Annotated in this window: 11 protein-coding genes; 7 read left to right on the top strand and 4 right to left on the bottom strand. The window is 70.6% G+C overall.

Translation table 11 applies throughout. The features are described 5' to 3' along the window. Positions 1 to 146: 146 nt before the first annotated feature. Together ACZ58V_RS10185 and ACZ58V_RS10190 are read left to right on the top strand one after the other, a co-directional pair. Entirely contained in the window at positions 147 to 2,624 is a 2,478-nt protein-coding gene (locus tag ACZ58V_RS10185; protein ID WP_468184347.1) for a ThuA domain-containing protein, read from the top strand. 44 nt (positions 2,625 to 2,668) lie between these two features. After that, entirely contained in the window at positions 2,669 to 4,813 is a 2,145-nt protein-coding gene (locus ACZ58V_RS10190) for an OmpL47-type beta-barrel domain-containing protein (protein ID WP_471289939.1), read from the top strand. Here the strand turns inward: ACZ58V_RS10190 and ligD are convergent. Together ligD and ACZ58V_RS10200 are read right to left on the bottom strand one after the other, a co-directional pair. Next, on the bottom strand, positions 4,800 to 5,828 hold the full coding sequence (gene ligD / locus ACZ58V_RS10195) for a non-homologous end-joining DNA ligase (protein ID WP_468184346.1): 1,029 nt from the start codon (positions 5,826 to 5,828) through the stop codon (positions 4,800 to 4,802). The two genes, ACZ58V_RS10190 and ligD, sit on opposite strands and share 14 nt — an antisense overlap. Before the next feature lie 52 nt (positions 5,829 to 5,880). After that, positions 5,881 to 7,644: a SpoIIE family protein phosphatase gene (locus ACZ58V_RS10200; RefSeq protein WP_468184344.1), complete on the bottom strand. Its 1,764-nt coding sequence runs from the start codon at positions 7,642 to 7,644 to the stop codon at positions 5,881 to 5,883. A 157-nt stretch (positions 7,645 to 7,801) separates the two neighbouring features. Between ACZ58V_RS10200 and ACZ58V_RS10205 the strand changes: the two genes are divergently transcribed. Continuing rightward, a complete protein-coding gene (locus ACZ58V_RS10205) occupies positions 7,802 to 8,866 on the top strand; it encodes an ATP-dependent DNA ligase (protein ID WP_468184342.1) in 1,065 nt (354 codons plus the stop codon). Between the two features lie 28 nt (positions 8,867 to 8,894). On the opposite strand, the gene ACZ58V_RS10210 is transcribed toward ACZ58V_RS10205, so the two are convergent. Continuing rightward, positions 8,895 to 10,085, bottom strand: coding sequence for a zinc-dependent alcohol dehydrogenase (locus ACZ58V_RS10210; RefSeq protein ID WP_471289417.1), 1,191 nt, complete (start codon positions 10,083 to 10,085; stop codon positions 8,895 to 8,897). Between the two features lie 219 nt (positions 10,086 to 10,304). Between ACZ58V_RS10210 and ACZ58V_RS10215 the strand changes: the two genes are divergently transcribed. Next, positions 10,305 to 11,285: a DUF3048 domain-containing protein gene (locus ACZ58V_RS10215; RefSeq protein ID WP_471289418.1), complete on the top strand. Its 981-nt coding sequence runs from the start codon at positions 10,305 to 10,307 to the stop codon at positions 11,283 to 11,285. 23 nt (positions 11,286 to 11,308) lie between these two features. Here ACZ58V_RS10215 and ACZ58V_RS10220 read toward each other — a convergent pair whose 3' ends face one another. Beyond that, positions 11,309 to 11,773 carry a MarR family winged helix-turn-helix transcriptional regulator gene (locus ACZ58V_RS10220; protein ID WP_468184334.1) on the bottom strand — a complete coding sequence of 155 codons (465 nt, stop codon included), beginning with the start codon at positions 11,771 to 11,773 and terminating at the stop codon, positions 11,309 to 11,311. Positions 11,774 to 11,981: 208 nt separating this feature from the next. Between ACZ58V_RS10220 and ACZ58V_RS10225 the strand changes: the two genes are divergently transcribed. The 3 genes from ACZ58V_RS10225 to ACZ58V_RS10235 are packed head-to-tail and all read left to right on the top strand — an operon-like array spanning position 11,982 to position 14,580. Next, positions 11,982 to 12,737, top strand: coding sequence for a CoA transferase subunit A (locus ACZ58V_RS10225; RefSeq protein WP_471289421.1), 756 nt, complete (start codon positions 11,982 to 11,984; stop codon positions 12,735 to 12,737). Continuing rightward, positions 12,737 to 13,381, top strand: coding sequence for a CoA transferase subunit B (locus ACZ58V_RS10230; RefSeq protein ID WP_471289424.1), 645 nt, complete (start codon positions 12,737 to 12,739; stop codon positions 13,379 to 13,381). The genes ACZ58V_RS10225 and ACZ58V_RS10230 overlap by 1 nt, the downstream gene beginning before the upstream one ends. Further along, positions 13,378 to 14,580: a thiolase family protein gene (locus ACZ58V_RS10235; protein WP_471289426.1), complete on the top strand. Its 1,203-nt coding sequence runs from the start codon at positions 13,378 to 13,380 to the stop codon at positions 14,578 to 14,580. The genes ACZ58V_RS10230 and ACZ58V_RS10235 overlap by 4 nt, the downstream gene beginning before the upstream one ends. Positions 14,581 to 14,618: the final 38 nt, after the last annotated feature.

The following is a 14,618-nucleotide window of genomic DNA, read 5'->3' on the forward strand; positions in this document are numbered from 1 at the left end:
GTGATGAACCTGTGCGACGGTACCGGCCGCACTCCCGTTTATCCACACTCAAGACAAAGTTGGAGCCATCCCGGTCATAGGTATTGGCGAGCCGAGCAAAGGGGTTTAGCTTCCTTGGCGGTGTTGCTGTGACCGAGGAGGTGCCCATGCACTTACGAGGGTTGAGCAAGGGAAGACGTGTCTGGGCGGCCTCCGTGGCCGCCGGAGTCGTGACCGCCGGGCTGCTGTCGGGGCCGGCCGCGAACGCGAGGCCGTATCCGGAACCCCCGCTGACAACGATGTCGATCAAGTCGCCGCCGGGCGGCGCGAATGTAAAGGTGCTGCTCTTCCACGGCTCCGCCGCGGCCGGGGAGGAGTCCCCGGTCGTGAACGCCGGGATCGAGGCCATCGAGGCGATCGGGCTCTCGGGCCCGGCGAACCGCCGTTTCAAGGTCGAAGCCACCGGCGACGCCTCGGTGTTCACCAACGAGACGAGGCTCGGCCGCTTCAACGCGATCGTGTTCCTGACCGGCGGGGGCGATGTCCTCGACGCGGAGCAGGAGGCGGGCCTGGAGGCGTACATGGAGGCCGGCGGCGGTTTCGTCGGCCTCCATGACGCGGCGCGCGCGGAGCCGTACTCCGACTGGTTCACCGGACTGGTGGGAGCCCGCCCGGCGGCGTCGAGCCCCTCGGCCGCGCAGCGGGCGACCGTCGAGGTCGGAGACCGCCGGCACCCGGCCACCAAGGACCTGCCGGTGCAGTGGAAGCACCCCGACAAGTGGCTGAACTGGGCGAAGAACCCGTCGGGTGAGGTCCATACGGTGGCCCGGGTACGGGAGTCGAGCTACCAGCCCGGGACGGGCGCCAACGGCTGGGATCATCCGGTCAGCTGGTGCCGTGACTACGACGGCGGCCGCTCCTTCTACACCGGCATGGGCGGCACGGTGTCGTCGTACGACGAGACCGACTTCCGTGCCCATCTGCGCGGCGCGCTGATGTGGACGACCCGGCTGGAGCAGGCCGACTGCAAGGCGACCATCAACGCCAACTACCAGGCGGAACGGCTGACCAAGCCCAACCAGCCGGGGCAGAACGACCAGATCGGCGAACCACACGGGCTGGTCACCGCGCCCGACGGCCGGGTGTTCTACATCGGCCGGGGCGGCGCCGACTCCTCGCAGCCGGTGGTCACGGACTGGAACAACCCCGACATAGGCAAGGGCAAGGGCGAGATCCACGTCTACGACCCGAAGACCAAGCAGGTCACGCTCGCCGGTGCGCTCACCGTCTTCGGCAACAAGGGCGGCGGCGACGAGCTGATCAAGGTCGAGGAGGGGCTGCTCGGCATCGAGCTGGACCCGGGTTTCGCGACGAACGGCTGGGTGTATCTGCACTACACGCCGCACTCGCAGATCAACCGTGACACCCGCATGGCCGAGCGGCGCGTCTCGCGCTTCACACTCGACCAGGCCACGAACAAGCTGGACCTGGCCAGTGAGAAGGTGCTGCTGAAGTGGCCGGTGCAGATTCACAGTTGCTGCCACTCGGGCGGCGGGATGGCCTGGGACTCGAAGGGCAATCTGTACATCGCCACCGGTGACAACAACTCCAGCGGGTTCAGCTCCGGTTACTCGGGCAACAACCCGCAGCCGAACTACAAGGGCGTCTCCTTCGCGGACGCGCGCCGCACCGCCGGCAACACCAACAACCTCAACGGCAAGATCCTTCGCATCCACCCGGAGCCGGACGGGACGTTCACGCTTCCCGAGGGCAACCTCTTCACCGGGAAGGAGACCGACGAGGGCGGCGGCAAGACCCGCGGCGAGATCTATGTGATGGGGGTCAGGAACCCCGCCCGTATCTTCGTCGACAAGTCGACCGATGTGCTCTACGCCGGCTGGGTCGGTCCGGACGCGAGCGCGCCCTCGACCACCTGGGGTCCGGCCAAGTACGACACCTTCGCCGCCATCACCAAGGCGGGCAACCGCGGCTGGCCGTACTGCATGGGCAACAAGCAGCCCTACCGCGACCGCAATCTGCCGGACCCGTCCAAGCCGCTGGGCTGGTACGACTGCGACCGCCCGAAGAACGAGTCGCCGAACAACGACGGCCTGGTCAATCTGCCGCCCGTCACCGGCAACAACATCTGGTACTCGCCGCAGGGCGGCGCGCCGGACTACCCGAGGGACGCGAACGGCGTCCCCTCGTACAAGCCGGAGGAGGCGACGTACCGGCTGCCCTGGCTGAAGGGCGGCGGCCAGGCCGCGATGAACGGGCCGGTCTACCGGTACGACACCGGCAGCACGAGCGCGGCCAAGTGGCCCGCCTACTGGGACGGCAAGTGGTTCGTCGGTGACTTCTACGACGCCGACCAGCCGCGCAACGCGGTGCTCATGGACCCGAAGACGCAGGGCGACGGCGGTCTGCCGGTGCACTCGGAGTCGCTGAAGAAGATCGTGCCGATCGGCAACGACGGCATCAAGAACCTCATGGACTGGAAGTTCGGTCCGGACGGTGCGCTGTACGTCCTCGACTACGGCCGCGGCTTCTTCACCTCGGACTCCAAGTCGGCCCTGTGGCGGGTCACCTACAAGGGCGGCGGGCCGACCCCGGCCGCCGACCAGCTGGCTAGGGGGACCGAGTGACCCGGCAACGAAGAATCTGGGCCGCCCTGCTGGCCGCCCTGCTCATGATGCTCGGCGTGCAGGCGATGCCGGCGTCCGGGCAGCCGGAGGCGAAGGCCGCCGAACAGGTCCTCACCTGGACGGCCGGCAACGACATCGACAAGTACCTCTCGGCGCCCAAGACAGCCGTCGCGGGCACGGCCACGATCGTGTTCGAGAACAGTGTGGCCACCGGCAACACCACGGGCATGCCGCACACGCTGACGTTCGTGACGAGCGATCCCGAGTTCAACGACGACGTCACGCTCAACATCCTGGCCAACCCGAACGACGCCCAGGGCGGCAAGCACACCGCCCAGGTCACGCTCACGCCCGGCCGGTACTTCTATCACTGCACGATCCCCGGCCACGGCCAGATGCAGGGCATCCTCGTGGTGACCGAGGGCACCGGCGAGGACACCACGGCGCCCGAGGCGTCGGCGCAGGTGAGCGGGACGCAGAACACGCAGGGCGAGTACGTCGGCTCGGCGAGCGTGGCGCTGCAGGCCACGGACGAGGGCGGCTCGGGCGTCGAGAGGATCGAGTACGCGATCGGCGACGCGGGTGCCTGGCAGCCGTACACCGCGCCGGTCGTCGTCGACCAGGTCGGCGCCCACAAGGTCCGCTACCGCGCCTTCGACAAGGCGGGGAACGTCTCCGCGGAGAAGAGCGCGGCGTTCACGGTCGTGGCGCCGCAGTCGGACGACACGACCGCGCCGGAGACCTCGGCGACGGTGAGCGGTGAGCGCGATCCCGACGGGGCGTACATCGACATGGCGACGGTCACCGTCTCCGCCTCCGACACGGGGTCCGGGGTCAACACGATCGAGTACGCGGTCGGTTCCGGCGCCTGGCAGCCGTACACCGCGCCCGTGATGGTGCACCAGGTCGGCACGCACACCGTCCGCTACCGCGCCACCGACAAGGCGGGCAACGTCGCGGCCGAGAAGAGCGTGCGGTTCACGGTCGTCGCGGCACCGCCGCAGGACACGACCCCGCCGGTGACGGGTGTGTCCGTGGAGGGCACGAAGAACTCCGCCGGGGCGTACGTCAACAGCGCCCGGGTGACCGTCACGGCGACCGACGCGCACGGTTCGGGCGTCGAGAAGATCGAGTACTCGCTCGACGGCGGGCCGTATCTCGCCTACTCGGCCCCGGTGGTGGTCGACCGGGCGGGCGGCCACACGGTGGCGTACCGGGCGAGCGACAAGGCCGGCAATACCGCGGCGGCGCGCACCGTGACCTTCACGGTCGTCTCCGGCCAGGTCCCGGCGCCCGACTGCCCGGAGTACGACGAGCGGTTGACGGTGATCGTCGGCTCGGTCGACTCGGGAGTGCGCAACCGGGTGACCGACAACCGGTGCCGGATCGGCGAGCTGATCGAGGACGAGAAGGAGTGGACGTCCCACGCCCTGTTCCTCAAGCACGTGACGTCCGTCCTCGACGCGCTGCTGAAGGAGGGCGTGATCGACCAGCGCGAGTACAACGCCGTCCGGAAGGCCGCCCGCCAGTCCGGCATCGGCAAGCCGGGGCAGACCGAGGGCTATCGCGCGCTCTTCGACGGCACCGCGGAGTCGCTGGCCAAGTGGCAGCAGGTGGGCGGCGGCTCGTTCGGGCTGAACGCCGACGGGACGATCACCTCCAGCACCACGACGCCCGGCATGGGCATGCTGTGGTTCCCGGAGCGCAAGTACGGCGACTTCTCGCTGAAGCTCCAGTGGCGTGACGACGCGCCGGGCACGGGCAACGCCAACTCCGGTGTGTTCGTGCGCTTCCCCTGGGTCCACGACCACCCGGAGGAGTCACGGCCGGAGTGGGTCGCCATCAAGTACGGGCACGAGGTGCAGGTGCTCGACCGGCCCGACGGCGACATGTACAAGACGGGGTCGGTCTACGGCTTCGACCGGGTGGGGCTCGCCGGTGCCGGCGTGACCCAGAAGGGCACCTGGAACGACTACGAGATCCGCGTGGTCGACCAGCACTACTCGGTGTACCGCAACGGTGTGCTGATCAACGAGTTCGACAACACCGGCGGCCAGGCGTTCACCCCGCCCCGCTCGGACGACCCGGGCACGGACGGGCGGCGGTTCGCCTCCGGCTACCTCGGGCTCCAGGTGCACGGCACGACGGATGTGGTCTCGTACCGGGACATCCGGATCAAGGAGCTGTAGGAGGCTTCTCCTTGCGGGCCCTGCTCGGCTGTACCCGCCTCGGTTCTCCCGGCATCTTCGGATACTCGGGCGGGTACGGCAGGTCCCCCAGCCCGTGGTCGTGCTCGTCACGGCGGGCGAGGTCGAGCAGGGTCTCCAGCGAGTAGCGGTGGTCGTCCATGTCCGCGTGCACGTCGCCGAGTTCGGCGAAGCGCGCGGGCATGGTCGCGAGGTCGAAGTCCTGGGGGTGCGCGACCCCCACCTCGTCCCAGCTCAGGGGCGCGGAGACGGGGGCGTGCGGGCGGGGCCGTACCGAATAGGCGGAGGCGATCGTGCGGTCGCGTGCCGTCTGGTTGTAGTCGACGAAGATGCGTCTGCCCCGCTCCTCCTTCCACCACTTGATGGTCACCTGGTCCGGCATGCGCCGCTCCAGCTCCCTGCCGACGGCGATGGCGGCGCGCCGGACCTGGGTGAAGGTCCAGCGCGGTTCGATGGGCACGAAGACGTGCAGGCCCCGGCCGCCCGAGGTCTTGGGGAAGCCGCGCAGTCCGCCGAACTCGTCGAGCACCGCCCGGAGTTCATGGGCGGCGCGGGCGGCGTCGTCGTAGTCGGTGCCGGGCTGCGGGTCGAGGTCGATGCGGAGTTCGTCCGGGTGGTCGACGTCGTCGCGGCGTACCGGCCAGGGGTGGAAGGTGAGGGTGCCGAACTGGGCGGCCCACACCACCGCTCCGACCTCGGTGGGACACATCTCGTCGGCGCTGCGGCCGCTGGGAAAGGTGATGTGCGCGGTCGGGATCCAGTCGGGCATGTTCTTGGGCGCCCGCTTCTGGAAGAAGTTCTCTCCGTTCAGCCCCTCGGGGTAGCGCTCCAGGGTCGTGGGCCGGTCGCGCAGGGCTCGCAGGATGCCGGGGCCGACGGCGATGTAGTAGCGGGCGAGGTCCAGCTTGGTGAAGCCGCGCTCCGGGAAGAACATCTTGTCCGGGCTGGACAGCCGTACGGTCCGGCCTCCCGCCTCCAGTTCCACCGCGTCACCCATGCTCGTCACGGTAGGCGCAGCGCGTGGGCCTCGCATGCGGAGCGTTCAGGCGTCACGGGGCGCGCAGGCGGGTGGCGAGCAGGGTGACGTCGTCCTCGGTGGTGCCGTGCACGAGGCGTGCGAGGAGGGCGTCGACGACGCTCTCCAGCGGACCGTCGAGGTCGAGGCGCAGATGCGTCAGGCGTCGCAGCGAGGCGTCGATGTCCCTGCGGCGGTCCTCGATCAGGCCGTCGGTGTACATGAGCAGCACGGTTCCGGGCCGCACGGGAAGGGTCAGTGCCTCGTATCCGCCGAGGTCGGTGCCGAGGGGAGGTCCGGTCGGGACGTGCACGAGCTCGGCCGGGGCGTCGGGGTGCAGCAGCACGGGCGGCGGGTGCCCGGCGCCGGCGAAGGTGCAGGTGCCCTGGCCGGGGTCGACGAGGGCGAGCAGACAGGTGGCCACCCGGTCGAGGCCGATGCTCGCCAGCCGGTGGTCGGCCTCCTGGAGGATGCGTTCGACGGGGGCGCCGGAGGCGGCGATGGTGCGCAGCAGGGAGCGGTACTGGCTCATGGCGACGGCGGCGGTGAAGCCATGGCCCATGACGTCGCCCATCACCTGGAGGGTGCGGCCGCAGGGCAGAGCCATCGAGTCGAACCAGTCCCCGCCGACGAGGGCGCGTTGCCCGGCGGGGAGGTAGCGGGAGGCCGTCTCGATGTCCGGGTGCGGGGTGCCGGGCTCGGACATCAGGGCGCGTTGCAGTTCCAGCGCCATGGTGTGTTCGAGGGTGTACTGGCGGGCGTTGTCGATGGAGACGGCGGCGCGGGCGGCGAGTTCCTGGGCCACGACGACGTCCTCGTCGGTGAAGGGCGCCGAGTCGCCGGCGCGGAGCAGGTACAGGACTCCGACCGGGTGCTCTCGTGTGGGCAGGGGGACCACGACGATGGAGTGGATTCCGACCTCGCGGAAGACCTCCACGTTGAGCTGCGTGCGCACCATCTTCAGCAGGACGTCGTCCGAGGCGAGGTTCCCGACCCACGGGCGTCCGGTGTCCAGGCAGCTCCGGGTCGGCGAGTCACGCACGACGTCGAAGTAGTATCCGGCCTTCGCGGTCAGTCCCACGCGGCCGACGACCTCCGGGCCGCCCGCCGAGGCGATGACCCGCAGCCGGAGGACGCCGGGCGCCGGCGGGGGCACGTCGTCGACGGTTCCCTCCGTGTCCAGGGTCCACACGGACGCCCGGTCGGCCAGACTCGGCACGACGAAGTCGGCCAGCTCCGCGCAGGTCTGTTCGACGCGGAGTGTGGTGCCGACCCTGGTCGCGGCGGTGTCCAGCAGGGCGAGGCGCTGGTGGGCCCGCTCCAGGTCGTCCAGGTACTGGCGCAGCCCGCTGACCTCGACCGCGATGCCGCACAGGCCGAGCACGCGGTCGCCGTGGTCGAGGCGGTGGTAGACCGCGCTCCACTGCCGCTGCCGGAACGGCGAGGGGGCGCGTGTGGTGCCGGTGACGGACAGTGCCCGGGCCCGGCCGTCGCCGAGGACCATGCGCAGGACGTCCTCGGAGCGGTGGATGCCCGGCAGTACCTCGGCCATGGTCCGGCCGTGGAACGCGTCGGGCGGCACTCCGCTCATGCGCGCCATGGCGTCGTTGACGTACCGGAAGCGCAGCCGTTCGTCGAGGACGGCCACCGCGGCCGGGGTGCCGTCCAGGACATCGCGGAGGATCTTGTACTCGTGGGCCTTCTCGACGGCCTCGGCCGGTGCGTCGGCCAGCATCGACAGCAGCGCGTCCTCGGCGCCGGTGAAAAGCGACTTCAGCGGAAGCTGGTCGAAGTCCACGCGGATCCTCCTCGTCCGCCCCCTGATCAGAGCACGCCACGTACCAGTGTGTCGCCGGGGCCCCACCTCCGCATCCTCGGGTGATCCCGTCCTGACCTGCGGCTTTCACCTCCGCGCTCGACAGGCGGACCACGGGGGCGGCTCTTAGAGTCGAGGCATGGATCTCCCGGTGATGCCCCCCGTGCTGCCCATGCTCGCCAAGTCCGTGGCGGCGATCCCGGCGGGCATGCAGTACGAGGCGAAGTGGGACGGGTTCCGGGCGATCGTGTTCCGCGACGGGGACGAGGTCGAGCTCGGCAGCCGTACGGGCAAGCCGCTGACCAGGTACTTTCCCGAGCTGGTGACGGCTGTGCGGGAGCGGTTGCCGGAGCGCTGTGTGGTGGACGGGGAGATCGTGATCGCGCGGGAGGGGCATCTGGACTTCGACGCGCTGACGGAGCGGATCCATCCGGCGGACTCGCGGGTGCGGATGCTGGCGGAACGGACGCCGGCCTCGCTCGTCGCCTTCGATCTGCTGGCGCTGGGGGACGAGTCGCTGATGGACGTCCCGATGACCGACCGGCGGGAGCGGCTGGCCGGGGAGCTGGCGGAGGTGACGGCGCCGGTGCACCTGGCGCCCGCGACCACCGACATCGAGGTGGCGCGGCAGTGGTTCGAGCAGTACGAGGGGGCGGGCCTGGACGGTGTCATCGCCAAGCCGCTGACGGTGCGCTACCGCCCGGACGCGCGCGCGATGTTCAAGATCAAGCACGAGCGCACGGCGGACGTGGTCGTCGCCGGGTACCGCCTGCACAAGAGCGGCCCCGTCGTGGGCTCGCTGCTGCTCGGCCTGTACGACGACCGGGGCACCCTCCAGCACGTGGGTGTGTCCGCCGCCTTCCCCATGAAGAGGCGTGCCGAGCTGGTGGAGGAGCTGGAGCCGCTGCGGCTGGACGACGCGCAGGGGCATCCGTGGGCGGCCTGGTCCGAGGAGGCCGCGCACGAGAAGGCCCGGCTGCCCGGGGCGCCGAGCCGCTGGTCGGGCCGGAAGGATCTGTCGTGGGTGCCGCTCAGGCCCGAGCGGGTGGCCGAGGTGGCGTACGACCACATGGAGAACGGGCAGCGTTTCCGGCACACCGCCCGGTTCCGCCGCTGGCGCCCGGACCGGACCCCGGAGAGCTGCACCTACGCGCAGTTGCAGGAGCCGGTCCGCTACGACCTGGCGGAGATCCTCGGCGCCTGAGGACGCCTGCCTGAGGAATCAAGGGCGCTCAGGGCCGCATCAGCACCTTGACCGCGCCGTCCTGCTTGCGCTGGAACATCTCGTAGGCGTGCGGGGCCTCCGACAGCGGCAGCCGGTGGGTGGCGAAGTCCTCGACACCGAGGGGGTCCTCGTCGGTCAGGTACGGGATGATGTCGTCGCTCCAGCGGCGGACGTTGGCCTGGCCCATCCGGATCTGGACCTGCTTGTCGAACAGGGTGAGCAGCGGCAGCGGGTCCGCCAGACCGCCGTAGATGCCGGACAGCGAGAGGGTGCCGCCGCGGCGCACCAGGTCGATGGCGGTGTGGAGGGCGGTGAGCCGGTCGACGCTGAAGCGTTCGGCGAGCGGGCCGCTCAGTTTGCGGGGCAGGATCGACGAGGCGTTCTGTACCATGCGCGCGGCCGCGCTGCCGTGGGCCTCGGTGCCGACCGCGTCGATCACGGCGTCGGGGCCTCGGCCGTCGGTCTCGTCGCGGATCGCGGCGACGAGTTCCTTCTCGTCGTCGAAGGACCTGAGGTCGTACGTCTCCACGCCTCGCGCGCGGGCCCGGCGCAGCCGCTCCGTGACCCGGTCCACGCCGAACACCCGTCCGGCGCCCCGGAGCCGGGCGACGCGGCAGGCCATGTCGCCGATGGGTCCGAGGCCGAGCACGGCGACGCTGCCGCCCTGCGGGACGTCGGCGTAGGCGACCGCCTGCCAGGCGGTGGGCAGGACGTCGGAGAGGTAGACGAAGCGGTCGTCGGGCGGGCCCTCCGGGACCTTGATCGGGCCGAACTGCGCCTGCGGGACCCGCAGGTACTCGGCCTGGGCGCCCGGCACGGCGCCGTACAGGCGGGTGTAGCCGAACAGGGCGGCGCCCATGCCCTCGCCGCTGACCTGGGTGGTCTCGCACTGGGTGGGCAGGCCGGTGAGGCACATCCAGCAGTTGCCGCAGGCGATCTGGAACGGCACCACGACCCGGTCCCCGGCCTGGAGGTCCGGGACACCGGCGCCGACCTCCTCGACGATGCCCATGGGCTCATGGCCGAGGATGTCCCCCGGTGTCATGAACGGCGTGAGCACTTCGTACAGATGCAGGTCGGACCCGCACAACCCGGTGGAGGTGATGCGGATGACCGCGTCCGTCGGCTCCTGGATCGTCGGATCGGGCACGTTCTCCACCCGCACGTCCCGCTTGCCCTGCCAGGTCACTGCCCTCATCGCCTCGCGCTCCCTCCGTCGGCGTGCGCGTCGGTCGTTTCGGCTCGGCCGTTTCGGAGAGGCCCGGGTACCCGGGTGCCCCGCACTGAACCTTGAGCCGATCGACGGACGCGACGGGGACACCGTCCGTTCAGAAACAATCGGACATGGCCATCAATGCTCAGATAAGCGCACAATCAGAACAAGAAGCTGACATGAGGCGCGGTGGCGACGGTGGGCATGGGACGAGAGGCGCGCGGACGGTGGTCCGCGACGACAGCGGCGCTGCTGGCCGCCACGGTGACGGCGGCCCTGGCGGCGGGCTGCACGAGCGGGGGCGGGCCGCCCGACGACGGGCGGGGCTCGGCCAGCGCGTCGGAGCGCGGCACGTCACCCACGCCGACCGACGGCTCCGTACTCGCCGTCAAGATCGACAACGCCGCCTCGGCCCGCCCGCCCACGGGTGTCGATGCCGCGGACGTGGTGTACGTGGAGCAGGTCGAGGGCGGACTGAGCCGCCTGATGGCGGTGTACGCGACGAAGCTGCCGAAGGCGGTCGGCCCGGTGCGCAGCGCCCGTGAGTCGGATCTGGAGCTGCTGCGCCAGTTCGACCGGCCCACACTCGCCTTCTCCGGCGCCCAGACGAAGCTCTTGCCGCTGATCGACAAGGCACCGCTGCGGACGGCGACGCCGGGCAGCGCCTCCGACGCCTTCTTCCGCGAACCCGACCGGTCCGCCCCGCACAACCTCTATGTGCGGCCCGAGCGGATCGTGCCGGAAGCCCCGGGCCGGGCCGCACTGACCACCGGCTTCCGCTACGGCTCCGCCCCGGCGGGCGGCACCACGACGACCTCGCAGACGGTGCGCTATCCGGCGGCCCGTTTCACCTTCGCCTGGTCGGACTCCCGGGACCGCTGGCTGGTCGGCATGGACGGCACGCCCGCCACGACGGCCGACGGCAAGCGGATGGCGGCCGCGACGGTCGTCGTGCAGTACGTGAAGGTGCGCGAGTCCGCCTTCCGGGACTTCCTCGGCAACAACACGCCGTACACCGAGACGGTGGGCTCGGGGAAGGCGAAGGTGCTGCGCGACGGGCGCGCCTACGACGTGAACTGGGATCGCGAGGACGCCACGGACGGCACGGCGTTCACCACCCGCGACGGCACACCCGTGAACTTCGCGAAGGGCCAGGTGTGGGTGGTGTACGCCAAGGCGCCCTGACCGGCCCGCGCGGGCCGCGCCGGTCAGCGGGGCGCCACCAGGGGCTCCCCCGGGTTGCGCAGCCCTTCGGCCGCGTCCGACACGCGCCGGATGAGGTCGAAGAACACCGTCTGCTCCTCGGCGGTCAGCGGCGCCAGGAAGATCTGGTTCATCCGGGCGGTGCGCACGGTCAGCTTGCGGTGAGTGCGTACGCCCTCTTCCGTGAGACGCAGCAGGAAGCGGCGGCCGTCCTGCGGGTCACGGACCTTGTCGAGCAGTTCGCGCCGGATGAGCCGGCTGATCACCTCGGCGATGGTGGACCGGTCGAGCCCCACCCGCTCCCCCACCGTGCGCTGGTCCAGGCCGGGCTCGGCGACGAGCGTGTTGAGGACCGCGTACTGGGGAGAGGTGATCTCCTCGGAGACCATCGTGTTCCACAGCAGGTAGTGCGCCTGCTGGAGCCGCCGGGCCAGGTGCCCGGGGTGGGTGGTGAGGTCGGCCGCCGCCATGTGCACCCCTCGGTCGTTTTCGTTGGTGCACTGAACAATACCGGCCCACTCCCGGGCTGTCTGCTGGCTACACAAGGGATCAGAGGCGCATATGCCGAGGTCTTGACGCCCCGCTGTGGCGATGGCAGCGTGAAAGGAGCTTCACGGAAATACTCAGTGCGCTGACTAATCAAGGTCGGGGGCGCTCGGAAGAGATGGGGCTTCTCGGATGGACAAGGTGGTCGCCACAGCCCTGGAGGCGGTGGCCGATGTGCCGGACGGCGCGTCGCTCGCGGTGGGTGGTTTCGGGCTGAGCGGTGTGCCGAACGTGCTGATCCAGGCGCTGTACGAGCGCGGGGTGGCCGGGGTGTCGGTGGTCTCCAACAACTGCGGGGCGATGGAGTCGGGTCTTGCGGTCCTGCTCGCCGCGGGCCGGATCGCCCGGGTGACGGGGTCCTACATCGGCGCGAACAAGGAGTTCGCGCGGCAGTACCTGGCCGGGGAACTGGAGGTCGAGCTGATCCCGCAGGGCACGCTGGCCGAGCGGCTGCGGGCCGGCGGTGCCGGGATCCCCGCCTTCTACACCCCGGCGGGGGTGGGTACGCAGGTCGCCGAGGGCGGTCTGCCGTGGCGCTACGACGGTGAGGGCGGTGTCGCGCTGGCCTCGCCGCCGAAGGAGGTCCGGGAGTTCGACGGCGAGGAGTTCGTGCTGGAGCGCGGTATCCGTACGGACTTCGCCCTGGTCCGGGCGGCGAAGGGCGACCGGCACGGCAACCTGGTCTTCAACAAGTCCTCCCGGAACTTCAACCCGCTGGCGGCGATGGCCGGGCGGGTGACGATCGCGGAGGTGGAGGAGCTGGTGGAGCCCGGGGAGATCGATCCGGACGCGGTGCATCTGCCCGGCGTCTTCGTGCAGCGGGTGCTCGCGCTCACCCCTGAGCAGGCGGCGGACAAGAAGATCGAGCGGCGGACGGTGAGCAACTGATGGCCTGGACGCGTGAACAGATGGCCGCGCGGGCCGCGCGCGAGCTGCGGGACGGCCAGTACGTCAATCTCGGCATCGGCCTGCCCACCCTCATCCCCAACTACCTGCCCGAGGGCGTCGAGGTCGTCCTCGAATCGGAGAACGGCATCCTGGGCACCGGCCCCTACCCCACCGAGGACAGTGTCGACCCGGACCTGATCAACGCCGGCAAGGAGACCGTGACGGTCCTGCCGGGCGCGTCCTTCTTCGACTCGGCGCTGTCCTTCTCGATGATCCGGGGCGGGCACATCGACGTCGCGGTGCTGGGCGCGATGCAGGTCTCCGAGCGGGGCGACCTGGCCAACTGGGCGGTCCCCGGCAAGCTGATCACCGGGATCGGCGGGGCGATGGACCTGGTGCACGGCGCCCGTACGGTCGTCGTCGTGATGACCCACACCGCCAAGGACGGCTCCCCGAAGATCCTCACCGAGTGCGCCCTGCCGCTGACCGGCAAGGGGTGTGTGAACCGGATCATCACCGACCTCGGCGTCCTGGACGTCACCGGGGACGGGCTCGTCCTGGTCGAGACCGCACCGGGTGTGAGCGCCGGCGAGATCGTCGCCCGGACCGACGCCGAGCTGAGTGTGCCGGAGGGTGTGAAGTGAAGGACGTCTACCTCGTCGACGCGGTCCGCACCCCGATCGGCCGCTACAACGGCGGCCTGGCCTCGGTCCGCCCGGACGACCTGGGGGCGCACGCGATCCGCGAACTCCTCGCCCGCACACCCGAGTTGGATCCGGGCCGGATCGAGGACGTGTACTTCGGCAACGCCAACGGCGCCGGTGAGGAGAACCGCAACGTCGGCCGCATGGCCGCCCTGCTGGCGGGCCTGCCCACCTCGGTGCCGGGCGTGACCGTCAACCGGCTGTGCGCCTCCGGCCTGGAGGCGGTCATCCAGGCGGCCCGCGCCATCGCGGTCGGGGACGCCTCGATCGCCCTGGCGGGTGGTGTGGAGTCGATGACCCGGGCACCGTTCGTGCTGCCCAAGTCCGACAAGGCCTTCCCTGCCGGGCACACCGAGCTGTACTCCACGACTCTGGGCTGGCGGATGGTCAACCCGAGGATGGAGCCGCAGTGGACGATCCCGCTGGGCGAGTCGGCCGAACTCATCGCCGACAAGCACAAGATCAGCCGCGAGCAGCAGGACGAGTACGCGCTGCACAGCCATGAGAAGGCCGCGCGGGCGCGGGAACAGGGACTGTTCGAGAGTGAGTTGACACCGGTAGCGGTCCCGCAGCGCAAGGGCGATCCGGTGGTCTTCGCCGCCGACGAGTGTGTCCGTGCGGATGCCTCCCTGGCCTCGATGGCCAAGCTGAAGCCGTCCTTCCGCAAAGAGGGCGGCACGGTGACGGCGGGCAACGCCTCACCGCTCAACGACGGGGCGGCGGCCCTTCTTCTGGTCGATGAGGAGGGTCTGAAGGCCACGGGTCGTGAGCCGCTGGCCCGGGTGTCCGCCACCGGTGTCTCCGCGACCGACCCGCACTACTTCGGACTGGCGCCCGTCGAGGCCGTCAACCGGGCGTTGGCCAAGGCGGGCAAGGGGTTCGGCGACCTGTCCGTGCTGGAGCTGAACGAGGCGTTCGCGGCGCAGGTGCTGGGGTGTGTGGCCGAGTGGCCCGAGTTCGCCCCCTCGATCCTCAACCCGCAGGGCGGGGCCATCGCCCTCGGCCATCCGCTGGGTGCGTCCGGGGCCCGACTCGCCGGCACGGTCGCTCATCAGCTTGCCCGGCGGGGCAGTGGCGTTGGTGTCGCCACGCTTTGTATCGGCGTGGGCCAGGGGCTTGCGCTGGTCCTGGAGCGCTAGCGCCGTTCGAGACTGCGGGCCGCATGTGGCTGGTCGCG

Source organism: Streptomyces sp. NPDC040589, assembly GCF_055594445.1.